Consider the following 24,517-nt stretch of genomic DNA (forward strand, 5'->3'; position numbering starts at 1 on the left):
TGTCCGCACTTGGCGGCATGATCGAACATATGTACGATTGCTTGAGCCTGTTCGCGGAACCCACCCGGGTGTGGTTCGAGCATGTCTTCGATGCGCCCACCGAAGCGCAGCGACTGGCGTGGCCGGCCATCAGGTCGGGGCGGAACGTGCTGGTGATCGCGCCCACAGGTTCGGGCAAGACGCTGGCCGCGTTCCTGTCCGCCATCGACCGGCTCATGGCGGGGGATGCGACCGCGGGGCCGAACAAGCGCGTCGCCAAGGGCGTCAGGGTACTCTATGTGTCGCCGCTCAAGGCACTGGCCGTGGATGTGGCCAAGAACCTCGAGCGTCCGCTCGAAGGCATCGCGGCCCAATGCGAGGCCATGGGTCTCAAGTCGCCTGCCATCCGCGTGGCCACGCGCAGCGGGGACACCGCTCCCAAGGAGCGGCGGGCCATCGCATCCCATCCGCCGGATATTCTGGTGACCACGCCGGAGTCCTTGTATCTGCTGCTCACCTCCAAGGCCCGCCGCATCCTCGCCACCGTGGACACGGTGATCGTGGACGAGGTGCATGCGCTCGCCGGCGGCAAGCGGGGGGCGCATCTGGCGCTCAGTCTGGAACGTCTGGAGGATCTGGCGGGCCGTCCCATCCAGCGCATCGGTTTGTCCGCCACGGTCAATCCGACTGCCGAAGCAGCCCGGTTTCTGGGCGGCGCCCGGCCCGTGGAAGTGGTGGATCCGGGCACGCATCCGGACATGGATCTGAAGGTGGTTGAGCCGCTGGAGAACATGCGGGACCTTCAGTCGGCGAATGTGTCGAACCGGGCTGGCGGCGCGGACCTGGGCGGCTCGCGGGGGATGCCCGCACCCCGGATCAGCGGTGTCACGCCGGCCATGCAGCGGCTCGCCGAGCGCAAGGGCATCGCGCCGGAAAGCGTCGGGTCCACGGCTGTCACCGGCGCCGCGGGGGACCGCGCGGTCGGCTCGATCTGGCCGGTCGTGGAACGCAGCGTGCTGGACGAGGTGCTCGCGCACCGCACTACGCTGGTGTTCGTCAACTCGCGTGGACTGGCGGAGCGGCTCACGGCCCGTCTCAACGACCTCTACGCGGACGGTCGCGGGCATGGGGCCGAAAAGGGCTCGCCGGAGGGGCGCGAGGGATTCGCCGGGCATTATGATTCGGTCGTCGGCTCGACCACCATGCTTGTGGGGGATCACGGCCCTGAGGACACCATCGCCATGGCCCATCACGGGTCCGTGTCCAAGGATCGGCGCAAGCAGATCGAGGAGCGGCTCAAGCGCGGCCAGCTCAGATGCGTGGTGGCCACCAGCAGCCTTGAGCTCGGCATCGACATGGGATCGGTGGATCTGGTCATCCAGATCGCCCCGCCGCTGTCCGTATCCTCCGGGCTGCAGCGCGTCGGGCGGGCCGATCATCGCGTCGGTGGCGTGTCCCATGCCCTGTTCTATCCGCTCACCCGCGAACAGATCATCGGCGTGGCCGCCAGCATCGAAAGCATGAGGGCGGGCGCTCTGGAGCCGCTGTCCGTTCCTCGCAACCCGCTGGACGTTCTGGCCCAGCAGACTGTGGCCGCCGCGGCCATGGGGGATCTCAAACCGGACGACTGGTACGCGACGGTCCGGCGCGCCGCCCCGTTCGCCGAATTGGACCGGGATATGTTCGACGCGGTGCTGGGCATGATGACCGGGGCCTACAACAGCGAGGACTTCTCCGCGTTCCGCCCTCCGCTGGCATGGAACCGGGAGGACAACATCATCTCCGCGCGGCCGGGTGCGCAACGGCTCGCCGTCACCAGCGGCGGCACCATCCCGGACCGCGGCCTGTACACGGTCGTCCTGCCTCAGGCTGATTCCGGACCGGGGCCCAGACGCGTGGGCGAATTGGACGAGGAGATGGTCTACGAATCGCGCGTCGGCGATGTGATCACGCTGGGCACCTCCACATGGCAGATCCAGGAGATCACGCGCGACCGGGTGGTGGTGACGCCCGCACCCGGCCGCACCGCCCGTCTGCCGTTCTGGCATGGCGATGAGGGCGGCAGGGACGCCGGATTCGGCCAGCGGAAGGGCGCGTTCATACGCGAGATCGCGGCCGGGCTGGAAGCGGGCGGTTCTGGAACGGATGGGCTGGAAGCGGGCGGGCCGGCGGCGGTCGGTTCTGGAACGGACGGTTTGGGAAGGTCCGGTGCGGAGCCGGGCAATCCCCGCTTCAACGCGGAAACCAAGCGACGGCTGCGCGCGGATGGTCTTGACGGCAACGCCATCGGGAATTTGGCCCGTCTGCTGGCCGAGCAGCGGGCCAGCACCGGTGAGGTGCCGTCGGATCGCCGGATCGTCATCGAGCGCTGCCCCGATGAGGAGGGCGATTGGCGGATCATCATCCATTCGCCGTATGGCCGCCGCATCCACGAGCCGTGGGCCATGGCCATCACCACCAGACTCAAGCAGCGCTATGGGTTCGACGGCCAGGCCTATGCGGCGGACGATGGCATCATCCTGCGGCTGCCGGACGGGGACGGTTCCATTCCCATCCGGGACCTGGTGCGCTTCGATCCGGACGAGCTGCAACGGCTGGTGGAGACCCAGGTGGGCGAAAGCGTGCTGTTCGCCGCCCGATTCCGCGAATGCGCCGCGCGATCGCTGTTCCTGCCGCGCACCGATCCGGGCCGCCGCGTGCCCCTGTGGCAGCAGCGCCTGCGGTCCGCCCAGCTGCTCGCCGCCGCGCGCACCCGGCATAATTTCCCACTCCTGCTGGAGACCGCGCGCGAATGCCTGCGGGACGTGTACGATCTGCCCGCCCTGCGTCGGCTCATGACCGATCTCAACGCCGGGACCATCGCACTGGATGATGTGACCACCGAAATTCCCTCGCCTTTCGCCGAAAACCTGCTGTTCGGTTTCGTGGGGGCCGTCATGTACCAGTACGATGTGCCGCAGGCGGAGCGCAGCGCCCAGCTGCTGTCCGTGGACCCGGATGTGCTGGAGAAGCTGCTTGGCGGCACGGATATGTCCGCCGTGCTGGATCCGGACGTGATTCGGGACGTGGAGCGGGAGCTGGGGGAGCGCACCTTCTGGAACGATCTGGACGCCGGTGACGTGATGGGTCGCGTGACCCGCTACGCCAAAACCCATGGCCCGTTCACGGCCGAGCGGATGGTGGCCGATCTGAACATCCCCGTCACCGACGCCGTGCATGCGCTGGATGAGCTCAAGGCGTCCGGCCAGCTCATAAGCGGAACGTTCGTCGCCGATCATGCCGATGGGATGCCGGACGGTTCGGCGGCCACGCAGTGGCTGCATCGCGAGGTGTTTCGCCGCATACGGGCGCGATCGCTCTCCAAGGCGCGCAAGGCCATCAAACCGGTCGAACCGGCCGTCTATCAGGCGTTTCTGCTGGATCGCCAAGGCGTCGGGCCGGTGGGCGGCGAACATCATCGCGGTCTGGATGGGCTGATGCGCGTCATCGAGCAGCTCGACGGACTGGCCCTGCCCGCCTCGGTGTGGGAGCGCGATGTATTCCCCTCGCGCGTGGGCGACTACACCCCATCCATGCTCGACGAACTGTTGGCTGGGGGAGAAGCGGTGTGGGTCGGCTCCAAACCCGGCGACGGCAAGGCGAACGAGCCCGGGAGCATCTCCTTCAGCCCCGCCGATTCCGCATTGCTGGAGCCGGCCGGTGTGCTTTCGGGGGATGCGCCGGAGGATGCCGCCCCCACCATTCCGGAGGCGATTCTTGCCGTGCTCGCGCCCGGAGGCGCCTACCATGCCACGCAGCTGGCGTCGATGGCCCGCGAACGGTGGCAGGGGGCCGCCGGCAATGAGATGGTGGATCCGGAGACCGGGGAGATTGTGCCGCCGTCATGGTCGCAGGACCAGTTCGAGGAGGCTCTGTGGTCGCTGGTCTGGCAGGGCAAGGTGACCAACAGCTCCTTTGCGCCGGTGCGGGCGTTGCAGACGGGCGGGCGGACGGTTCGGACGCCGGCCAGGGCATCCCGTCGGCGCATCCGCGTGCAGGTTTCGCTGCCCATGACGTTGGGTGGACTATGGTCGGCCGTGGGGAGTGGGATGGGTGTCGATGGTGTGGAGAGCGATCCTGCGAAAGCGCTGTCCGATGAGTCCGCGGGAATCTCATCGCCCGAACAGCGGTTGGTGGCTCAGGTGGAGGTTCTGCTTGACCGGTACGGGGTCATCGCCGCGCCGCTGGTGGACAGGGAGTCGGTGCCGGGAGGGTTCTCCGCCCTGTATCCGGTGCTCAGACGCATGGAGGAACACGGTTCGCTGGTGCGTGGCATGTTCGTGAAGGGGTTCGGCGCGGCGCAGTTCGCCGCCAGAGACACGGTGGACGCGCTCAGGGACGCCGGCCAATGGCACAGCCAGTCCGATGTGGCGATCGACGTCACCGATCCCGCAAATCTCACCGGCGCGGCGATCGACTGGCCTCGGGCCTACGGCGTGGCTGAGGCCGGTGACGCGACGGAAACCAGCGCGAACGGGACGACCGGCAAACCTGCCAAGCCGATCCGTCGCGCCGGCTCGCTGGTGGTGCTTGCCCATGGCGAGCCGGTGGTCTACGCAGCGCCCCGCAGCCATCGGCTCACGGCTTTCGATCGTGATGAGGCCGTGATGCGCCCGGCCCTGACCGAACTCGCGTACACGCTGCGGCGCAGATCATCCTCCGAAGGGCCGGGATCACGATCGGGAGTCACCTTCTGCGATCTCAACGGTGAACCGCTCACCCGGCGCGGCGATGCCATGCGCATCCTGCACGCCGCCGGATTCACCCCCTGCCCGCAAGGCATGAAGCTGTACCAGTAGCCCGAAGCGACTTCGTCATCCTGAGCGAAGTGAAGGATCCTTAACGTTGTGCGAAATATTAAGGATCCTTCGGCTCCGGCCTTCGGTCTTCGCTCAGGATGACAAAGAACGACTTTCTCGTCATCCTGAGCGAAGCGAAGGATCCTTCTTCATTGCGCATTGGCCATCCGCTCACCGGCATCATGGCTGGTATAACAGGATCCGGAAAGGATTCAACCATGTCATTGACAAGCGAACAGAAGGCGGCGACGATCCGCGAGTTCCGCGAGAACATGCGTCGGTTGGGGCTCACCGTCGATCAGATCGGCGAGCACTTTGGTGTGAATGGCAGCGCCGTCGAGCGGATCATCGATCTCAAGAGCGGCGTGCTGGAATACCCGTGGATCGTGCGCGGCTATCTCATCGATCTGGCCCGTGAGCGTAACATCGAACTCACGCCGTTCACCGCGCTCAAGGGCGACCCGCACAGCTACTGGTTCCTGAGCGACGCGGTCCTCGACGCCGGAACCATCGATTGATCCTAATAAGGCATCAGCGCACAAAGCGGAACGTTTGGTTCGTTTTCGGCCCCTCAACAAGCTCAAAAACGAACCAAACGTTCCGCTTTGTGCGCTGGCAGCACCGCTATGCGACGTAGGCGATCGGCGCGGCCAGATCCACGCCCGACCCATCGCGGCGCATGTCCGGCTTCGGCAGCTCCACCGGGGAGCCGCCTTCCGTTGAGGCGTTGAGCGGGTAGGCGCCCACCCATGCGGCGATCAGCACGTTCTGCCCCTTGAGGAAGCGCTGTGAGCGCACGCCGCCGGTGGCGCGTCCCTTGGTCGGATACATCTCCAGCGGCGTCAGCTTCGCGCACCCGTTCTCGGTGCCCGGCAGCGCGTCGGCATCCCCGGCCACGGTGAGCACCACCGCTCCGGCCGCCGAGCTCATGCCGTTCTCGCCCTCCTCGTATGTCCAACCCACATTGCCGGCCGGCACCACGTTGAAGGCGACCACATGCGCGCCCTCGGCGAGCCGAATGCCCGCCATGCCGCCTGCTGTGCGACCCTGCGGGCGCACATTCGCTGCCTCGAAGGTGAGCAGTGAGGCATCGGAGGAGATGAACACCAGACGGTCCTCGTCGGCGGCCGGGGCGGCGAACAGCGCCTCGTCACCATCCTTCAGATCGATCACCGGCCAGGAATCCATGGTGGTGGGCGCCTCACGATTCCAGCGCTTGATCACGCCGACCCGCGTGCCGATCGCCAACGGGGCCTCGCCGTCGGCCATGGACACGGCCGCGATCACATGCTCGCCGGGTACGGGATCGGTGTTCTCGGTCGCGCCGATCAGCTCGTCGGCCTTCACGCCGCCCTCCACGGATGGCGTCTCGGAGGCGGGCAGCGCGGGCAGATCGGCCACCTGCGCGAGCACCAAACGGCCTGCCGAGGTGATGAGTGCGTAGGAGGAGCGCGTGGTCGTCGCGAAGATCGATCGGATCACGTCCTCCTTGGCGCGCGGGCCGGCGGCGGAACGCGACCGCCATGCCTCCAGCGCGCCGGCTCCCGCGCGGGCGATCAGGCCGGTTGCGGTCATCATCACCGTGCACGGCTCGTCGGCCATCTGCAGCAGGGCGGAGGCGGCCTCCTCCTCGCCGGCCTTCTTCGCGGCGGCCGCCGCCTCCGCGGCATCGGCGGCGTCGGACACCGAGCTGACTGTGCGGGCGGCATCCAGGGCCGAAGCGGATACGCCCGATTCGCCGTGTGCCTGCACCGGCGTGAGCGTGCCGTCCTCGTCCGTGTCCAGGATCACCGTCCGGCGGGGGGAACCCCACGTCGCCACGGCCTTGTCCATCTCCTCGACCACCACGCGGTCCAGCTCCTCGGCGGAAGCCAGGATGCGCGCCAGTTCCTCGATCTGCTTCTTCAGATCGTCGCGTTCCGCCTCCAGCTCGATGCGGCTCATGCGCGTCAGCCTGCGCAGGCGAAGATCCAGAATGTACTGCGCCTGGATCTCGTCCAGATCGAACACGGCGATCAGCCGGCTCTTGGCCTTGTCCGCGTCGTCCGAGGTGCGGATCACCTGGATCACCTCGTCGATGTCGATCATGGCCAGCAGCAGACCCTCCACCAAGTGCAGACGCTCCTGGGCCTTCCTGCGTCGGAATTCGCTGCGCCGGCGCACCACCACACGGCGGTGGTCGATCCACACCTTGAGCAGCTCCTTCAAGCCCATGGTGTGCGGGCGGCCGTCCACGAGCGCCACGTTGTTGATGGAGAAGTTGTCCTGCAACGGCGTGTGACGGAACAGCTGGGCGAGCACGGCGTTCGGGTCGAAGCCGGTCTTGATCTCGATGACCAGACGGGTGCCGTTGTGCCGGTCGGTCAGATCGATCGCGCCGGAGATGCCCTCCAGTTTGCGGTTCTTCACGCCTTCGGAGATGCGCTCGAGCACGCGTTCGGGGCCCACCATGAACGGCAGTTCGGTGACAACGATCGCCTTCTTGCGCGCGGTGACGTTCTCGATGTGCGTGGCCGAACGGGTGGCGAACATGCCTCGGCCCGTGCGGTACGCCTCGCGAATCCCGTCGCGCCCGATGATGATGCCGCCCGTGGGCAGGTCCGGTCCGGGCACGTAACGCATGAGATCCTCGAGCGTGGCGTCCGGGTGCGCCATGAGATGTTTGGCCGCGGCCACCACCTCGCCGAGGTTGTGCGTGGGCATGTTCGTGGCCATGCCCACCGCGATGCCCGAGCCGCCGTTGACCAGCAGGTTCGGGATCGCGCTGGGCAGCACGGTCGGCTCCTTGAGCTTGTTGTCGTAGTTCGGCACGAAGTCCACGGTGTCCTGGTCGATGTCCGCGTTCATGCCCAGCGCCGCCGGGGCCAGACGGGCCTCGGTGTATCGGGAGGCGGCGGGGCCGTCGTCCAGCGAGCCGAAGTTGCCGTGGCCGTCCACCAGCGGCAGGCGCATCGCGAACGGCTGGGCGAGGCGCACCATGGCCTCGTAGATGGCCGAATCGCCGTGCGGGTGCAGCTTGCCCATGACCTCGCCCACCACGCGCGCCGACTTCATGTACGGGCGGTCGGGTGCAAGGTTCATCTGGCCCATCTGGTAGACGATGCGCCGCTGCACGGGCTTGAGGCCGTCGCGGGCGTCCGGCAGGGCTCGCGCGTAGATCACCGAATACGCGTATTCGAGGAACGATTTGCTCATCTCCTCGTTCAACGGCGTTTCGACGATGTGCTCCTTGACCGTGCGCGGATCATAGCCCGGCGCGGCCGGTTTGCGGTGCGATGCCATGCGTGCGACTCCCTCCAAGACTTGAAACCTCGCCATTTTAGCGTGCCGTGCGGTCAAATGTTCGGGTTATGAGTGCCCGGCCGCGCGGCCTGGAGGCGGTCTGGAGGCCCGTGCCGTGTTGGATGGTCCGCTCCAAAGCGCGCCAAAGGCAGGGCCGGTGATTCAATGGGACGCATGGCTGTTGAAGTACCGGAAACCGAAGAACTGCTGCGAATCGTCCCCACCGCGCATTATGGAGACGATGCGACGGAATCCTCCCGCAATGCGACGGAATCCTCCCGAGGGGGCGCCCGCCATCTGTCGGCCGTGCTGCCGGCCGTCACCGCCGCGATCGGGCATCCGGTCCCCACCGCCGTGCATGCCGATCCCAAAGCCCTGCAGCGCGCGCTCGGGCTGCCGGATGTCCGGTCGGCCATCGTCGTGCTCGTGGACGGTCTGGGATTCTGGAATCTCAACATGCGCATCGGCCACGCCCCCTGCCTGCGTTCGCTGGTGAACGAGACGATCAACAGCCGGCCCATCTCCACCTGCGCGCCCAGCACCACCGTGGCCGCCATGGCCACCTTCGGCACCGGCACATGCCCCGGCCTGACGGGCATGACCGGGTACACGCAGCGCAACACCGAAACCGGCGAACTCTCGCAGCTCATCCAGTTCAAGAACGCCATCCCGCCGCTCGAACTGCAGCGCCAGCCCACCATCTTCGAGACGCTGGCTGCGGCCGGCGTGCGCGTCACCAGTTCGGGGCTGCCCAAGTTCGCCAATTCGCCGCTGACCATCGCGGCCTTCCGCGGCGCCGCGTACGTCTCCGACGCCAACCCCACGCGACGCGTGACCAATGCCTGCGAGGCCGCGCGCACGCCGGGTCTGACTTATCTGTACATCCGCGACGCGGACAAGGTTGGGCACAATTACGGCTGGGATTCCGAACATTGGGTCGCCGCGTTCGAGCGCATTGACGCGCAGCTCGCCCTGTTGCGCCGCAGTGCACCAAAGGGCACGCTGATCGTTATCGTGGCCGATCATGGCATGGTGGGCGTGGATCCGGCCGGGCGCATCGACATCGCGGGGGAGCCGGAGCTGGCCCGCGATGTGGCGATGGTGGGTGGGGAGCCGCGCTCGCTGATGTTGTATGCGGACGACGGTGTGGATCCGCGAGACATCGCGGCCCGATGGCGCGAGCGGTTGGGGGACAAGGCTTTGGTGCGCCTGTGCGACGATGCGGTGCGCGACGGCGTCTACGGCCCCATGGACCCGCGTGTGCGGCCGATGATCGGCGATGTGCTGGTGCAGGCGGCTGGCGCGGTCACGATCGTGGACTCGCGCATCCAGAACGACAAGGCCACCCATCTGCCCAGCGTGCACGGGTCGCAGACCGCGCTGGAGATGGACATCCCCTGCCTGATCGATCTGGTCTGACAGCCGTCGTGCGTCCGGCGGGGCTCACTCCCCGAAAAGGATCTCGTCCCAGCTGGGCACCGCCGAACGGCTCGACCGGCGCTTCGGCTTCGTCTCCGGCTCGGCGGGCTGCGCAGTGGCGGGCTGCACAGTGGCGGGCTGCACAGTGGCGGGCTGCGTGGTGGCGGCCTGTGCGCCGGTGGATTGCGTGGCGGCGGGCGCATCCTGCGTGCTCCCCGCGCCGGAACCTGCCGGCTGCTGTGCCACGGGGGTGATCCGACCGCTGTCCGTGACGGTGACCGCGGGCGTCTGCTCCGCGTTCGGAATCGGGCTTGCCGTGCCGGCCGCGGGTGGGATCGTGCCGTCGGAGGAGGTGATGCCCGAAGTCTGAACAATGGAGGTTTCATTATTCGAGACATTTGGTGTTGCCGTTCCGGTGCCGGATGCCTGCGCGGAATCTGCCTTGCCGACGCCGCCATACATCCATGCGGTCACGGGATTCATGGCCCCCGGCGCCGCATCTGAGGGCACCTCGGCGGCGGATGCGTCGCCGAGCCCGACCACGCCGGCCGGGGCATCGTACGCCAGACCCGTCGCCGCGGCCGCAGCGCCGGAATCGCCCCAATTGAAGTGCGTTCCATCCCGTCCCGCGGGCTCGTTGGCGAGTCCCGGCACCGGGGCCGCCGTCTCCCCGAGCAGACGCTTGGCGATGCTGTTGAGCGAGACCACCGAATTGTCCCGCATGTTCCATGACCAATCAGCCTTGAGCGTGCGGTTGGCCGACTCGAACGTGGCCTGGATGCGCCACGGCTCATGACCCCGGCGCGTGGCCTGCCAAATCAGGGAATCCATGTCGATGCGCGAGGTCTGCAGGGACTCCGCGATCACGTCCGCATTGGACTTGGAGCCGCGCACGGCCTTGTTCGCGCTCATGGACAGGAACTGGTCGATCGCATACTTCTTCTCGGTCTCCACGGGCGCCGCGAACCGGCGCACCAGCGGCTCCGCGACGCCGAACTGCGCGGCGATCCGCACCGGGGTGATGCCCGCGCGGATCATCGACTGGATCTGCGAGATCGGCAGCGCGGAGGCGGCCTGCGGCTGCGGTGTGCCCTCCAGCTCGGCGCGCACCTGCTTGGCCTCCATGATGCCGCGTTCGAGCGAATCGGTGACGCGTACGGTGAAGTGCCTGTTCAGCGCTTCGAACACCAGATCGCCATGCTCGTTGACATGGTCGAATCGGGCCTCCCTCAGTGGTTCATCAGCCATAACGCGCACCCATCCTTAAAAAAGTAACGTATTTCCATTGTGCCGCACCGTGTCGTATTTTACGAGCATTTCAAATCGTGTATCCTATGGCGCAGTGCACGCCGTGTCTCATGGCGTGGGGAGCTTCAATCGCACAGACACGAGGGAAAGGAATACGATGGCTCAGGATTACGATTCGCCCCGCAACAAGGACGAGGACGAGGAGTCTCTTCAGGCGCTGGGCAAGTCCGCGCAGAATTCGTCGAACGACATCGACGACGACGAGAACGCCATCGCCGAGGACTATGAGCTGCCGGGCGCCGATCTGAGCAACGAGGACGCCTCCGTCACCGTCATCCCCATGCAGGGCGACGAGTTCATCTGCTCCCAGTGCTATCTGGTCAAGCACCGCAGCCAGCTCGCCTACACCACCGATGACGGCCAGCCCGTGTGCGAGGAGTGCGCTGCCTGACATGGCCTTCGACGAGACCTACAACGAACCGGAGCACACCGAGGTGCTTGTCAAGGCGCTGCGCGATGACGTGGCTGCGGACCTGCACTACGCGCATGCCGGGGACGCCGGCGCGGACCTGAAAACCGCCGAGGACTTCGAACTCAAGCCCTTCCAACGGGCGCTGGTGCCCACCGGCATCGCCATCGCGCTGCCCGCGGGGTATGTGGGGCTGGTCCATCCGCGCAGCGGGCTGGCGGCCAAGCAGGGCGTGACCGTCCTCAACGCGCCCGGCACCATCGATGCCGGATACCGCGGCGAGGTCAAGGTGCCGCTGATCAATCTTGATCCCGAGCGCACGGCCGTCTTCCACAAGGGTGATCGCATTGCCCAGCTGGTGATCCAGCGCTATGTGGAGGCGAAGTTCATCGAGGCGCAGTCGCTGCCAGGTTCCGACCGGGCGGAGCGCGGCTTCGGATCGACCGGCGTCGCGTCCTGACCGCGCGGCGTAAAAACCGTGCGGAAGGCGTTAGGATGGTAGGACCTATGAGCGAGGGAGGAGCGAGCGATGTCTGGCAACACGACGGACAATGACATGACGGCCGAGGATTTTTCCGCCCGTTCCTTGGGTTGCGAGATCAGCGCCGACCCGCTCAACCCGCTGCTGCCCATCTGGCAGGTGTGCGAGTCCCACCATCCGGGCAAGGACCTGTCGATCCTCAAGCACGCGTATGCCCGCGCGGTCAAGCAGCATGCCGTCCAGCGCCGCAAGTCGGGCGAGCCGTACATCATCCATCCGCTTGCGGTGGCCCAGATCCTCGCCGATCTGGGCATGGGACCGCTCGTGGTGGCGGCCGGCCTGCTGCACGACACGGTGGAGGACACCGACTACACGCTTGAGGAATGCCGCGACGAGTTCGGCGATACGGTCGCCGGTCTGGTGGACGGCGTGACCAAGCTGAGCAAGATGGAGTACGGCGATCTGGCCCAGGCCGAGACGATCCGCAAGATGGTCGTGGCCATGAGCCGCGATGTGCGCGTGCTGGTGGTCAAGCTGGCCGATCGCGTGCACAACGCGCGCACGTGGCGCTACGTCAAGCAGTCGAACGCGCAGAAGAAGGCCCGCGAGACGCTGGACGTGTACGCGCCGCTGGCCAACCGCCTGGGCATGAACGCCATCAAGACCGAACTGGAGGAGCTGAGCTTCAAGATCCTCTATCCGAAGATCTACAACGAGATCGTGGTGCTGGTGGCCCGTCGCGCCGGACAGCGCGAGGTGTACCTCAAGCAGATTCTGGCCGAGATCAACGAGGACCTCGACGAACAGGGCATCAAGGGCTATGTGACCGGGCGCCCGAAGGACTACTTCTCCATCTACCAGAAGATGATCGTGCGCGGCCACGATTTCGAGAACATCTACGATCTGGTGGGCGTGCGCATCATCGTGGACACCATTCAGGACTGCTACGCGGCCCTGGGCGCGGTCCATGCGCGGTGGAGCCCGGTGCCCGGGCGCTTCAAGGACTACATCGCCATGCCCAAGCTCAACATGTACCAGAGCCTGCACACCACGGTGGTGGGCCCCGGCGGCAAGCCCGTGGAGATCCAGATCCGTACGTGGGACATGCATCGCCGCGCCGAATTCGGCATCGCCGCCCACTGGAAGTACAAGGAGAACGGTCAGGCCGGCCGCGCGCTGAGCGCCCCGGACAGCTCGGATCGCAAGCGCGAAGGCGACAACCAGGAGCTGAGCGAGGCGGACAACCTCAAGTGGATCCAGCAGCTCGCCGACTGGACCAGCGAGACCCCCGATTCCAACGAGTTCCTCGGCTCCCTCAAGGAGGATCTGGGCTCGGCCGAGGTCTACGTGTTCACGCCCAAGGGCAAGATCGTCTCGCTGCCCGCCGCGGCCACGCCCATCGACTTCGCCTACGCCGTGCACACCGAGGTTGGCCACCGCACCATGGGTGCCCGCGTCAACGGACGTTTGGTGCCGCTGGACACCAAGTTGGAGAACGGCGACACCGTGGAGGTGCTCACCTCCAAGTCGGACAACGCCGGCCCGTCGCGCGACTGGCTGAGCTTCGTCAAGAGCCCCAAGGCGCGCAACAAGATCCGCCAGTGGTTCAGCAAGGAGCGCCGCTCCGAGGCCATCGAGGAGGGCCGCGACGAGCTGACGCGCGCCATGCGCAAGCGCGGTCTGCCGATCAGCGCGCTGCTCACCCCCGAAGCGCTGGTGGGCATTGCCGACGAGCTGAACTTCGCCAATGCGGACGCCGTGTTCGCGGCGATCGGCGACGGCCAGATCTCCACGCAGAACGTCATTTCCCGCTTGGTGAAGGACGCCGGCGCGGACGAGGTGGACGCCGAGGTGGAGCAGGAGGCCCTGCCGCTCAAGGAGGTGGAGCGCAAGAAGACCACCACCAGCTCCCTGGGTATCTCCGTCAAGGGTGTGGGCGATGTGTGGGTCAAGTTGGCCCGATGCTGCACCCCGGTGCCGGGGGACCCCATCGTGGGCTTCATCACCCGCAATCAGGGCGTGTCCGTGCATCGCGTGGACTGCCAGAACATGCTCGATCTCAAGAAGCGCCAGCCCGAGCGCGTGGTCGATGTGGCGTGGACCAACACCAAGGGCACGTTCATGGTCAAGATCCAGGTGGAGGCGCTCGATCGCCCGCATCTGCTCTCCGACGTGACGCGCGTGCTGTCCGACCACGGCGTGAACATCATCTCCGGTTCCATCGCCACCGGCCGCGACCGCGTGGCAACCAGCCAGTTCACCTTCGAGATGGCCGATCCTCAGCATCTCAACACGCTGCTGTCCGCCGTGCGCAAGATCGACGCCGTGTTCGACGTGTACCGCCTCACCGGCACCAAGGATTCCGCCGAGCCGCGTCTGCGCCAGATGCGGTAGGGTGTGCGGTGCTGTGGCGTGCGTGACGGCGTGTGTGACGGCGCGCAGGGCAGCTACCTACCCATCAGATCTGCTCATTCTGCGCGGCACTGCGCCCAGAATGAGCAGATCTGATGCCATAGATGGCTGAAATCCGTTACCATGCAATGGATTTGCTCATTATGAGCGATCATGCTGTCAACAGTGAACAGATCGGATGTCGTAGGCAGCTGGAACCCGTCTGAAACCCGTCGCAGCGCATTGAATCTGCTCATTTTGTGGGCTGTTACGCCCAGAATGAGCAGATCCGATGTCGCAGGCGGCTGAAATCCGTTGCAGGCCATTGGATTTGCTCATTCTGGCGGCACTGGAGTACAGAGTGAGCAGATCGGATGCGTGGCGAGCTTGAACGGGCTCGCATCACATTGGATTTGCTCATTCTGCGTCCCGCTAAATACAAAGTGAGCAGATCGGATACCGTAGGAGGCGGAAAGCCGTCGTAGGCCATCGGATCCGCTCATTTTGAACAATCTGGCTGCCAGAATAAGCGAACTTAATGCGCGTCAGCCCGAAATCGGCCCGAAATCGGCCGTAGGGCATTGGATTTGCTCATTCTGCGTCCAGTGAACGTTAAAATGAGTAGATTGAATGTGCGACGGGGCTTGAATCGGCTGCTGTACAGTGGATTTGCTCATTCTGCCGGCGTTTGAACGCAAAGTGAGTAGATCTGATGCCGTAGGAGACCGAAACCCGTTGTCGCGCAATGGATTTGCTCATTCTGAATGATTGTGCGGTCAAAGTGAGCAAATCGGATGCGTGTGGGCTTATGCAGCTCCTGTGCTTCGTCGGCCATACTTCGTCGGCCAAAGTGGATTGTCGCTCACTTTGCATCATTCTCCACTTGTGGATAACTTATCGTGCGACACGCGCGGAACCAGAGTAAGTGGGGTACATCCGCGCACATGCCCTTCCGCGGCTGTACAGCATGAGCAGCCGTCGCATATGGTGTGGCCCATGAAACGATTTTCACGCCTTGAAAAGGCTCTTGATTCTGCTGAAAAAGCACGTTCCTGCCTGTGGACGAGACGTTCGAACAGCCTTCAGTCGCTGTGGGGACGTGTGCGCGAGGGAACGCTGCTGGCGGTGCGACCGGACATGTTCGTACGTGTGGCATATTGGGCTGCACTGAGTTATATCGAGCGCATTCTTCATATTCTGCGCGCCGTCATCTCCCGCCGTCCGAATTGGGTGCTCAGCCATATCAGTGCCGCCGCTGTTTGGGGGCTCAACGCCACGTATGCGATGCATCGATTTGTCCATCTGGCGATTGACAAGCACACCAGAACACGTGATCGGGGTTATTTCCGGTTTCATCATATTCCTGATATCAAAGTTGAGACGCATAACGGATTGCCGGTTACCCCGCTGATGCAGACGGTCTTCGATTGCATACGGACATTGCCGTTCCCCGAAGCAGTGGCTATCTGTGATGCTGCATTGAGGCAATATCGTATGAATCCCGATGAATTGCAGCAATTCATTGCTGATCATGCCGGATACAAGGGTGTGCAACGTGCTCGATTGGTTGCAGACCATGCCGATTCTCGCAGCGAGAACGGCGGTGAATCGATTGCCCGCGCATGGATGATTATGTGGGGGTTCAAGCCCCCGGAACTGCAGCGGGAGTTCGATGATCCTGTGACCGGGCAAAGAAGACGCGCGGATTACGTATGGCATCTGGACGATGGACGGACCATCATCGGAGAATTGGATGGTCGTGAGAAATATGTGAATCGCGACATGATCGATGGCGCTGATTCCGTGGATGCGGTACTGGCTGAAAAGGAGCGCGAGAGCAACATCCAGCTGCTGATGGATCGCACGGTCTTCGTGAGGATTCCGTTCCGACAGGTTCTTGAGCAACCGGAAGTGGTTCAGCGCAAACTCGATCTGGCTGGTGTGCCCCGTGGTTCGGCGCCTTTGGACAACAACCTGTTGCAGTGGCTGTGATGCGATGACCCATGATGCGTTGATCTGCGAGAGGCCTGCGTGAGAATCTGAAAATGAGCAAATCCGCTGGCGGACGCGAGTTGTTACACGCGAGTTGTTATTCCCGCCGAGTCTCTGTAAATGCGCCCCACATCGGATTCGCTCATTCTGAAGGCCGTCATGACCAGATTGAGCGGATTCGATGTTGTAGGAAGCTTGAACCCGTTGCAGGCCATCGAATCCGCTCATTATGGGTTGATCTGGTTGTCAGAGTGAGCAGATCCGCTGCGTAGTGGACCGGACAGACTGGAACTGACTTACAGAACATCCGATCTGCTCATTCTGCGCGGCACTGTGCCCAGATTGAGCAAATCGGATGCCGTAGATGGCCCGAACTCGTCACAGCGCATTGGATCTGCTCATTCTGTGGACTGCTGTGCCCATAGTGAGCGGATTGGATGCCGTAGGCGGCTGGAACACGGCTGGAACCCGGCTCAGCGCATTGGATCTGCTCATTCTGGCGGCATTGGAGTGCAGAGTGAGCGAATCCGATGAGTAGCGGACTGGAATTGGTTGTAGGGCATCGGATTTGCTCATTCTGTGTTCCGCTAAATACAAAGTGAGCGGATTCGATGCCGTAGGCGGTTGGAACCCGTCACAGCGCATTGGATCTGCTCATTCTGTGTTCCACTGTGACCATAATGAGCGAATCCGATGCCGTAGGAAGTCCGGACCGTTTGCAATCCATTGGATCTGCTCATTCTGGCGGCATTGGAGTCCATAGTGAGCGAATCCAATGCCACAGAGGCCCCAAACCCCGCGTAAAACAGCGAATCCGCTCATTTCGGCCGCAAACAGCAGGGCGGCAGAATGAGCGGATTCACCGGGAAGCCGGCCGGCGCGGACCCGGGCGAAAGGCTAGGTCCGCACCTTATTCACTTTACCATTTACTTGATGGCGTTGAGCCACTGCTCCTTGGTGGCCTTCTCGGCCTCGAGCGCGGCCTTCTTCTTCGGGTCGGTTTCGGCGGCGATCTTCTCGGTCAGCTCGGCGAGCTGCGCGTTGAGCTGCTCCTCGAAGCTGGACTTGCGGGCGTCGGCCTCCGGGTCGGACTTCTTCCAGGCGGCATCCTCGACGGCCTTGATCTGCTTGTCCACGGCGTCGAGGCGGCTTTCGATGCGGTGCACGGCGTCGCGCGGCACGTAGCCGATCTGATCCCACTCGTCCTGGATCGCGCCCAGGGCCTCGCGGGCCTTCTTGGCTTCGGCCTCGTTCTTCACCGGCAGCAGGGCCTCGGCCTTGGTCAGCAGGGCCTCCTTCTTGACGAGGTTCTCCTGCTCGGAGGTGTTGATCTGCTCGCGGTCGGCCTGGCGCGCGTTGAAGAAGGTGTCCGCGGCCTCGCGGAAGCGGGCCCACAGGGCGTCGTCCTCGGTGTGGCCGGCGCGGCCGGCCTTCTTCCAGCGGTCCATGAGCTCGTTGAACTTGCGGGAGGTCTCCACCCAGGCGGTGGAGTCCTTGATCTCGTCGGCCTCCTTGATGATGGCCTCCTTGGCGGCCATCGCCTGGTTCTGCTCCAGATCGCGCTCCTGGGCCCACTTGCGGCGGCCCTGGTTGAACGTGGTGCGGGCGGCGGAGAAGCGCTTCCACAGGGCGTCCGCGTCGGACTTGTCGATGCGGATGGTGGTGCGCTGGTGCTGCTGCCACTGGTCGAACAGGGAGCGGAACTTGTCCGCGGTGGAACGCCAGTTGGTGTTGTCGTCCAGGGACGCGGCCAGGGCCTCGGCCTTCTCGACGATCTTGGTGCGCTCCTCCAGAGCCTTGGCGACGGCGGCCTTGCGGGCCTCGGAGATCTCCGTCTTCTTGGCGGCGCCGGCGGTCTTCAGGGCTTCGAACTGGGCCTTGAGGGCGGCGAGATCGCCCACGACCGGCGGCTCGTTCACCTCCTGGCCCAGGGTCTTGAGGGACTCGTCGATCTCACGCGGCTTGATGTTAGAGGACTTCAGTCGGTTTTCCAGCAGATCCAGCTTGGCCTTGAGGTCCAGGAAGCGGCGGGCGTACAGGTTCAGCGCCTCCTCCTTGGAGACGTCCGGGAACTGTCCCACCTCGCGCTCGGTCTCGCCCTCCTTGACGAAGACGGTGCCGTTGTCGTCCACGCGGCCGAAGGCCTCGGCGGCCTTCACATCGGCCTCGGTGTACGCGGCGCCGGCGGCCGGGGCGACCTTCGGCTTGCCCGCCTTGCCGGGCTTGCCCGGCTTGTGGGCGAACGCGGCGGGGGAGGGCGCGTGCGGCTTGGGCGCGGTGGGCTTCGGCGCGGCGGGCTTCTCAGCCGCCGGGGCGGGGGCAGCCGTGGCCTGTTCCGGGACGGCGGGCGACGTCGCCTGCACGTCGGGTTCATTGGTGTTGTTGGATTCGGTCACGGTTTCGTCGGCCATGTCAGCTCCTTGCAAGCTTGTAGTAGGTGTCGAGTTGCGATGCAAACGGATTGTTTTGTCGCAACTTCACCTATTATAAAGACTCGTGGCTAAAGGTGCATCTTTATCAGGATTTCCAGAGTGGCTCCCCTCGGAGCGTGTCGTGGAGCAGCGTGTGATCGACACGCTGCGCAACGTGTTCGAGCTGAACGGCTTCGTCGGCATCGAGACGCGTGCGGTGGAGCAGGGTTCCAGCCTGCTCAAGAAAGGCGAGACCAGCAAGGAGATCTACCTGCTGAGCCGTCTGCAGGAGGTCGGGCAGGAGAATGACACCCCCGTGGAGGAGCGTCTGGGTCTGCATTTCGATCTGACCGTGCCGCTGAGCCGGTACGTGGTTGAGCATTCCGGTGATCTCGCGTTCCCGTTCAAGCGCTGGCAGATCCAGAAGGTCTGGCGCGGCGAGCGCCCGCAGGAGGGCCGCTTCCGCGAGTTCGTCCAGGCCGACATCGACGTGGTCGGCAACGGCGAGCTGCCGGAGCATTATGAGGTCGAGCTCCCGCTCGTCATGGTCTCCGCGCTGGAGCGCCTGCGCGCGTTCGGCCTGCCCAAGGCGACCGTCCACGCCAACAACCGCAAGCTCTCCGAGGGCTTCTACCGCGGTCTGGGCCTGACGGACATCGAGGGCGTGCTGCGCGAGATCGACAAGCTGGACAAGATCGGCGCGGACGAGGTCTCCAAGCTGCTCGTCGAGGGCTGCGGCGCCAGCGAGGCCCAGGCCAAGGCGTGCCTGGAGCTCGCCGAGCTGACCGCCGCGGACGGCGCCGAGCTCAAGGAGAAGTTCGACGCGCTGTGCGCCGCGCATGGCATCGCGACCGACGGATCGGACGAATCGTACGCGCTGGCCCGCCAGGGACTGGACACGCTGGCCATGATCGTGGACGAGGCGGCGCGCATCCGCCCGGGTTCCGTGATCGCCGACCTCAAGATCGCCCGCGGTCTGGATTACTACACCGGTTCGGTATATGAGACGTTCCTCGACGGCGCCGCCTCGCTGGGCTCCATCTGCTCCGGCGGCCGCTATGACAACCTCGCCTCGCAGGGCAACCGCAAGTACCCGGGCGTGGGCCTGTCCATCGGCCTGTCCCGACTGGTGAGCTACATGCTGCACACAGCCGGCGCGCACGCCAACCGCGTCTCCCCGGCCGTCGTGCTGGTCGCCGTGTGGAACGAGGATGATCGCGCCGCGTCGAACCGCATCGCGAACGCCCTGCGCGAGCGCGGCATCGCGGCGGACGTGGCGCCCACCGCGGCGAAGCTCGGCAAGCAGATCAAATACGCGGACAAACTGGGCATCCCGTACGTGTGGTTCCCCGGCCAGGAGGGCGCGGGCGATGAGGTCAAGGACATCGTCTCCGGCGATCAGTCCCCGGCCGACGCCACGTCGTGGGAGCCGGATACTGTGGTTGCCCGGCAGACCGTGGTCATCGACTGAAATACCTAGGCTTGGCAAACCACGGGATCGATACCCGAATCGATATAAGGAGTAGGGAAAGTATGGGCCAAACGGCTTATCGCACACATCATGCGACCGACGTCACGGAGGCGCTCGTCGGTCAGAAGGTCACCCTCGCCGGTTGGGTGGATCGTCGTCGTGATCACGGCGGCGTGGCGTTCATCGACCTTCGCGACAACACCGGCCTGGTGCAGGTCGTGATCTACGACGAGGAGATGGCCCGTCCGCTGCGCAGCGAGTTCGTCATCCAGGTGACCGGCGATGTCCGCCTGCGCCCGGACGGCAACGAGAACACCCATCTGGCCACCGGCAAGATCGAGGTCGTCGCCGAGTCCATCACCGTGCTCGCCAAGGCCGACGCCCTGCCGTTCCAGGTGTCCACGGCCCTCGAGAACGAGTCCGAGAACAAGCTGCCCGGCGAGGACGTGCGCCTCAAGTACCGCTACCTCGATCTGCGCCGCCCGTCCATGCAGCACAACCTCAAGCTGCGCTCCGAGATGACCAAGGCCGCCCGCCACGCCCTCGAGGAGATGGACTTCACCGAGGTCGAGACCCCGACCTTCATCAAGTCCACCCCGGAAGGCGCCCGCGACTTCCTGGTCCCGGCCCGTCTGGTGCCCGGCTCCTGGTACGCCCTGCCGCAGTCCCCGCAGCTGCTCAAGCAGCTGCTCATGGTCTCCGGCGTGGAGCGCTACTACCAGCTCGCCCGCTGCTACCGCGACGAGGACTTCCGCGCCGACCGCCAGCCCGAGTTCACCCAGCTGGACATGGAGATGGCGTTCGTCGATCAGGAGGACGTGATGGCCATGGCCGAGAAGGTCATCGCCGCCATCTGGAAGACCGCCGGCTATGAGGTCAAGCTGCCGATCGCGCGCATCTCCTGGCAGGAGGCCATGGACAAGTACGGCTCCGACAAGCCGGATCTGCGCTTCGGCAACCCGCTTGTGGAGCTCACCGACTACTTCAAGAACACCCCGTTCCGCGTGTTCCAGGCCCCGTATGTGGGCGCCGTCGTGTTCAAGGGCGGCGCGGCCACGCCTCGCCGTCAGTTCGACGCCTGGCAGGAGTGGGCCAAGCAGCGCGGCGCCAAGGGCCTCGCGTATGTGGTCTTCGCCGAGGACGGGGAGCTCAAGGGCCCCGTCGCCAAGAACCTGTCCGAGGAGGAGCGCGCCGGCCTGCGCGAGGCCGTGGGCGCCGAACCGGGTGACGCCGTGTTCTTCGCCGCCGGCACCCGCGAGTCCTCCCAGCTGCTGCTGGGCGCCGTGCGTGTGGAGCTCGCCCGCCGCGAGGGTCTGCTTGACCCGAAGAAGTTCGCCTTCACCTGGGTTGTGGACTTCCCGCTGTTCAAGCGCACCGACGATCCGGACGACGACGATGTGGCCGTGGGCCACTCCAAGTGGACCTCCATGCACCACCCCTTCACCATGCCGTCCGCGGATTGGATCGACAAGTTCGACAAGGATCCCGAGCACGCCATGTCCGACTCCTACGACATCGTCTGCAACGGCGAGGAGATGGGCGGCGGCTCCGTGCGTATCCACCGCGACGACATCCAGGACCGCGTGCTCAACGTCCTTGGCATCTCCCCGGAGGAGGCCAAGGAGAAGTTCGGCTTCCTGCTCGACGCCTTCAAGTTCGGCGCCCCGCCGCACGCGGGCATCGCCTTGGGCTGGGATCGCACCGTGTCGATCCTGGCCGGCGCGGACACCATCCGCGACGTGATTGCCTTCCCGAAGGCCGGCGGCGGCCGCGATCCGCTGACCGGCGCTCCGGCCCCGATCACGGACGAGCAGCGCGCCGAAACCGGCGTGGACTACGATCCGGACGAGGACGAGTGATCCCTAGTCCGCACGTTTGACCGGCTAGGTTGACAGGCCCGGTGCGCATGTGGCGAACATGCGCACCGGGCCTGTTGCGTGCATCCGGGCATGACCGGAGCACGGCCGCCTGAAATGACGTTCCGTTTCGCCGCCCGCCATCGCTCACGAGAAGATAGGCGGTTTTTAAGAGAGATCGTCATGTTTGAGATGAATGGCATCCTGTATGCGGATGAGCCCACGCAGGAGCTGGAGGTCCGTTCGGCCCGTATTACCGATGACCACATTATGCTGGTAACGTTCTCCACCGGCGAAACACGCCTGTGCGACTTCACTGAGATGTACGATGATGTGCCCGCTTTCGCCCCGCTGCGTGAAGAGAAAGTGTTCGAGGATTTCCACATCGATCACGGCGTTCTGACGTGGTGCAACGGTGACATCGATATTTCGCCCTCATACCTGTATGCCCATTCGTATGAGTACGCCATTCAAGGGGAACTGGTGTCAGCCTGACGACGGACAGATCAATGGCGTTCGCGGCGCGATGGCCGACTTTACAATTTACAGAGCCAGCCCCTCGACCCACTTGGCGAGTTTGGCTTCGCTTTCGTTTGCGCCCACGCGGCGGCCCGGCACCCAGTGGGCGGCGGGGGCCGAATCATGCAACTGCACGCCGTCGGCGCCTCGCGTGCTGGACCCGGAGGTCGCGAACGTGACGATGGTCTTGTCCGCCCAGTCCTCGCTTTCGAGGAACGTGCGCACGACGCGCGGCGCTGTCTCCCACCACAACGGGTATCCGACGAACACGACGTCGTAGCCGTTCACGCCGATCGGCGTCTTCAACGCAGGACGCATGGCGCGGTCGCGATGCTCCACGCTGGTGCGGCTGCCGGAGTCGCGCCAGTCGAGGTCGGCGGCGGTGTACGGCTCGGCGGGTTCGATTTCCTTGAGGTCGGCGCCGATCGCGTGCGCGAGGCGTTCGGCGACCTCACGCGTGGTGCCGGTGGCGGAGAAATACGTGACAAGCATGCGCTTGGACATGATGCTTCCTTTCCTTCATCCCGATACGAGCAGTCTGTCGTTCGATTTCAGTAATACCCACCTCAAGCGCTCGAAGACAAACGCATGCGAGATCGGACCACGACGATCAGCGCCGCCTGCCGGTGAAGGGCATGGGCCTGCGATGGGGCGCGACGGCCGTACCCACAACCGATCCGTCGGGTTCGGACACGTCAGCATCGAGGTGGACGGCGAGCGGGCCGAACGGCAGACGCACGCGAATGTCGAACGAATGCCGCGTTCCGTCGCGCACGCCATCCCGGTAGGACGCCACGATTCCCATGATCTTCGCCTTGCCGTGGAACGAGGTTCGGGTCATGTCATCGTAGGAGACGATCACAGGGATCGCGATTACGCCCACCGGCGAGTTGAGCCGCACGTCATAGCGGGCGGTGAGCGCCGGGTCGTCGCCGGGATCGGGTGCAAGGCGCGCGGCGGCGGCATCACGAACGGCCCCGGCGATCTTTGGGGCGGCCTCGTGCGGCGGGACGGGCACGCGCACGGCCACATGCCTATGCGGGAAGAGGTCACGCAAGAGCCGCACATGCCACCGTCCGTCCCGCTTCACCGCGACATTCCCCGCGGGCTCGGAAGCCGCCCGGGCCAATGCCGGGATCCCCGCGAGCTTCGGGTTGACGGCGAGCGCATTGCCGGTGAACGCCATGCGCTTCTGCTCCTCGGTGAGCTTGTCGGTCCCTTCTAGCGCCCGAGCCTGGCCGAGCACCGCCTCGATGGGCGTGTAGGGGATGTCCGACCCGTACAGCAGGTGGGTGTCCGGCACGTTGCGTAGAAGGTCGGCAAGCTGCTTGGGCTCACTGAATCCGGCAAGGTCGTAGTACACATGGGACATGGCGTCCATATAGTCGACACGGCGGTCCGGGTCAGCGAAGCGCAGCATGAACGCGAAGCTTTCGAACCGGTCGGCGAGGATGGAGACGAACGCGCCGGCATGCGGCATCACCCAGCGGATGTTTGGGAACTTGACGAACGTGTCCTCCAGCACCATGTTGGTGAAGGCCCGTGTGGTTTCCACGAAGTATTCGAAAGCAGGAAGGGACAGGCCCTCGCATGCGCCGGGCACGGACACGGGCGGCGCGGTGGGATGGACGATCGCCATTGCGCCGCGGTCGTCCAGTTCGCGCATCACCGGATCGAGTCGGGGGTCACCCAGATACACGCCATGGTGGTTGGTCGTCAGTCCCACGCCGTCGGCCTTGAGCTCGTCGAGCGTGCGCCGGGCCTCCGCCGCGGACGCCTCGGCCCATGGCAGGGGCAGTGTGGCGATCAGGCCGAACCGGGTCGGGTTCTCGGCGACGATTGCCGCCCCCTGATCGTTGATCTTCCGTGCCAGCCGCAGACAGTCGTCCGCCTGCGGCAGAAAGATGTTCGGCGAGGAGAGTTCCAGATGTGCGTAGGCGATGCCGAGCAGGTCCATCTTGTCGCGCTGCCAGTCGGGAGTCCAGTAGTCGGGCGTGGGATAACCGTCCGGGCTGCCGGGATAATGCGTGCGCAGGAATTCCAGGTATGCGGGAGGCAGGTAGTGCGACTGGAAGTCGACCTTGCCGCGGAAGCGCAGCGGGGCGGCATCATTCGATTCGACCGGATGGTTCATGGTTTTCCTTTCTTTCTCCATTCCCGG

Annotated in this window: 15 protein-coding genes; 10 read left to right on the top strand and 5 right to left on the bottom strand. The window is 65.0% G+C overall.

Features of this window, described 5'->3' with window-relative positions; translation table 11 throughout:
* Nucleotides 1–29: 29 nt before the first annotated feature.
* Both EMO90_RS07615 and EMO90_RS07620 read left to right on the top strand, forming a co-directional pair.
* Nucleotides 30–4,817 (top strand): DEAD/DEAH box helicase, encoded by a 4,788-nt coding sequence (locus tag EMO90_RS07615; protein ID WP_150354677.1) that lies wholly within the window; start codon nucleotides 30–32, stop codon nucleotides 4,815–4,817.
* A 218-nt stretch (nucleotides 4,818–5,035) separates the two neighbouring features.
* Nucleotides 5,036–5,335 (top strand): DUF2316 family protein, encoded by a 300-nt coding sequence (locus EMO90_RS07620; RefSeq protein WP_150354657.1) that lies wholly within the window; start codon nucleotides 5,036–5,038, stop codon nucleotides 5,333–5,335.
* A gap of 106 nt (nucleotides 5,336–5,441) precedes the next feature.
* On the opposite strand, the gene EMO90_RS07625 is transcribed toward EMO90_RS07620, so the two are convergent.
* Nucleotides 5,442–8,099 carry a DNA gyrase/topoisomerase IV subunit A gene (locus EMO90_RS07625; RefSeq protein WP_150354658.1) on the bottom strand — a complete coding sequence of 886 codons (2,658 nt, stop codon included), beginning with the start codon at nucleotides 8,097–8,099 and terminating at the stop codon, nucleotides 5,442–5,444.
* A 174-nt stretch (nucleotides 8,100–8,273) separates the two neighbouring features.
* On the opposite strand from EMO90_RS07625, the gene EMO90_RS07630 reads away from it, so the two are divergent.
* Nucleotides 8,274–9,518 (top strand): alkaline phosphatase family protein, encoded by a 1,245-nt coding sequence (locus EMO90_RS07630; RefSeq protein WP_150354659.1) that lies wholly within the window; start codon nucleotides 8,274–8,276, stop codon nucleotides 9,516–9,518.
* Between the two features lie 24 nt (nucleotides 9,519–9,542).
* Here EMO90_RS07630 and sepH read toward each other — a convergent pair whose 3' ends face one another.
* The gene (sepH, locus tag EMO90_RS07635; RefSeq protein ID WP_150354660.1) at nucleotides 9,543–10,766 is read right to left on the bottom strand and encodes a septation protein SepH; all 1,224 of its coding nucleotides are present in this window, start codon (nucleotides 10,764–10,766) and stop codon (nucleotides 9,543–9,545) included.
* Nucleotides 10,767–10,923: 157 nt separating this feature from the next.
* On the opposite strand from sepH, the gene EMO90_RS07640 reads away from it, so the two are divergent.
* From EMO90_RS07640 to EMO90_RS07655, 4 genes are all read left to right on the top strand, one after another.
* Complete coding sequence (locus EMO90_RS07640) at nucleotides 10,924–11,217, top strand: DUF4193 domain-containing protein (RefSeq protein WP_150354661.1); 294 nt, start codon at nucleotides 10,924–10,926, stop codon at nucleotides 11,215–11,217.
* Between the two features lies 1 nt (nucleotide 11,218).
* Nucleotides 11,219–11,695, top strand: coding sequence for a dUTP diphosphatase (gene dut, locus EMO90_RS07645; protein ID WP_150354662.1), 477 nt, complete (start codon nucleotides 11,219–11,221; stop codon nucleotides 11,693–11,695).
* 96 nt (nucleotides 11,696–11,791) lie between these two features.
* On the top strand, nucleotides 11,792–14,110 hold the full coding sequence (locus tag EMO90_RS07650) for a RelA/SpoT family protein (RefSeq protein WP_395953067.1): 2,319 nt from the start codon (nucleotides 11,792–11,794) through the stop codon (nucleotides 14,108–14,110).
* 993 nt (nucleotides 14,111–15,103) lie between these two features.
* On the top strand, nucleotides 15,104–16,099 hold the full coding sequence (locus tag EMO90_RS07655) for a type IV toxin-antitoxin system AbiEi family antitoxin domain-containing protein (protein ID WP_150354664.1): 996 nt from the start codon (nucleotides 15,104–15,106) through the stop codon (nucleotides 16,097–16,099).
* A gap of 926 nt (nucleotides 16,100–17,025) precedes the next feature.
* Here EMO90_RS07655 and EMO90_RS07660 read toward each other — a convergent pair.
* A complete protein-coding gene (locus EMO90_RS07660) occupies nucleotides 17,026–18,510 on the bottom strand; it encodes a DUF349 domain-containing protein (protein WP_150354665.1) in 1,485 nt (494 codons plus the stop codon).
* An 85-nt stretch (nucleotides 18,511–18,595) separates the two neighbouring features.
* On the opposite strand from EMO90_RS07660, the gene hisS reads away from it, so the two are divergent.
* The 3 genes from hisS to EMO90_RS07675 all read left to right on the top strand — a co-directional run bounded on the left by hisS (nucleotide 18,596) and on the right by EMO90_RS07675 (nucleotide 22,332).
* Entirely contained in the window at nucleotides 18,596–19,981 is a 1,386-nt protein-coding gene (gene hisS, locus EMO90_RS07665) for a histidine--tRNA ligase (RefSeq protein ID WP_150354666.1), read from the top strand.
* 62 nt (nucleotides 19,982–20,043) lie between these two features.
* Nucleotides 20,044–21,840 carry an aspartate--tRNA ligase gene (gene aspS / locus EMO90_RS07670; protein WP_150354667.1) on the top strand — a complete coding sequence of 599 codons (1,797 nt, stop codon included), beginning with the start codon at nucleotides 20,044–20,046 and terminating at the stop codon, nucleotides 21,838–21,840.
* 90 nt (nucleotides 21,841–21,930) lie between these two features.
* Nucleotides 21,931–22,332: a DUF2442 domain-containing protein gene (locus EMO90_RS07675; RefSeq protein WP_223849816.1), complete on the top strand. Its 402-nt coding sequence runs from the start codon at nucleotides 21,931–21,933 to the stop codon at nucleotides 22,330–22,332.
* A gap of 48 nt (nucleotides 22,333–22,380) precedes the next feature.
* Here the strand turns inward: EMO90_RS07675 and EMO90_RS07680 are convergent, their stop codons facing one another.
* Nucleotides 22,381–22,860, bottom strand: a complete 480-nt coding sequence (locus EMO90_RS07680; protein ID WP_150354668.1) for a flavodoxin — start codon at nucleotides 22,858–22,860, stop codon at nucleotides 22,381–22,383.
* Nucleotides 22,861–22,966: 106 nt separating this feature from the next.
* A complete protein-coding gene (locus EMO90_RS07685) occupies nucleotides 22,967–24,511 on the bottom strand; it encodes an amidohydrolase family protein (RefSeq protein ID WP_150354669.1) in 1,545 nt (514 codons plus the stop codon).
* Between the last annotated feature and the right edge of the window lie 6 nt (nucleotides 24,512–24,517).

It is taken from the genome of Bifidobacterium vespertilionis (genome assembly GCF_008698145.1).
Lineage (GTDB): Bacteria > Actinomycetota > Actinomycetes > Actinomycetales > Bifidobacteriaceae > Bifidobacterium > Bifidobacterium vespertilionis.

Coding starts and splice junctions, on each gene's coding strand:
- EMO90_RS07640 (WP_150354661.1), top strand. CDS start 10,924: ATGGCTCAGGATTACGATTCGCCCCGCAACAAGGACGAGGACGAGGAG.
- EMO90_RS07620 (WP_150354657.1), top strand. CDS start 5,036: ATGTCATTGACAAGCGAACAGAAGGCGGCGACGATCCGCGAGTTCCGC.
- EMO90_RS07630 (WP_150354659.1), top strand. CDS start 8,274: ATGGCTGTTGAAGTACCGGAAACCGAAGAACTGCTGCGAATCGTCCCC.
- EMO90_RS07680 (WP_150354668.1), bottom strand. CDS start 22,860: ATGTCCAAGCGCATGCTTGTCACGTATTTCTCCGCCACCGGCACCACG.
- EMO90_RS07685 (WP_150354669.1), bottom strand. CDS start 24,511: ATGGAGAAAGAAAGGAAAACCATGAACCATCCGGTCGAATCGAATGAT.
- EMO90_RS07660 (WP_150354665.1), bottom strand. CDS start 18,510: ATGGCCGACGAAACCGTGACCGAATCCAACAACACCAATGAACCCGAC.
- EMO90_RS07615 (WP_150354677.1), top strand. CDS start 30: ATGTACGATTGCTTGAGCCTGTTCGCGGAACCCACCCGGGTGTGGTTC.
- dut (WP_150354662.1), top strand. CDS start 11,219: ATGGCCTTCGACGAGACCTACAACGAACCGGAGCACACCGAGGTGCTT.
- aspS (WP_150354667.1), top strand. CDS start 20,044: ATGGGCCAAACGGCTTATCGCACACATCATGCGACCGACGTCACGGAG.
- sepH (WP_150354660.1), bottom strand. CDS start 10,766: ATGGCTGATGAACCACTGAGGGAGGCCCGATTCGACCATGTCAACGAG.
- EMO90_RS07625 (WP_150354658.1), bottom strand. CDS start 8,099: ATGGCATCGCACCGCAAACCGGCCGCGCCGGGCTATGATCCGCGCACG.
- EMO90_RS07650 (WP_395953067.1), top strand. CDS start 11,792: ATGACGGCCGAGGATTTTTCCGCCCGTTCCTTGGGTTGCGAGATCAGC.
- EMO90_RS07655 (WP_150354664.1), top strand. CDS start 15,104: ATGAAACGATTTTCACGCCTTGAAAAGGCTCTTGATTCTGCTGAAAAA.
- EMO90_RS07675 (WP_223849816.1), top strand. CDS start 21,931: ATGACCGGAGCACGGCCGCCTGAAATGACGTTCCGTTTCGCCGCCCGC.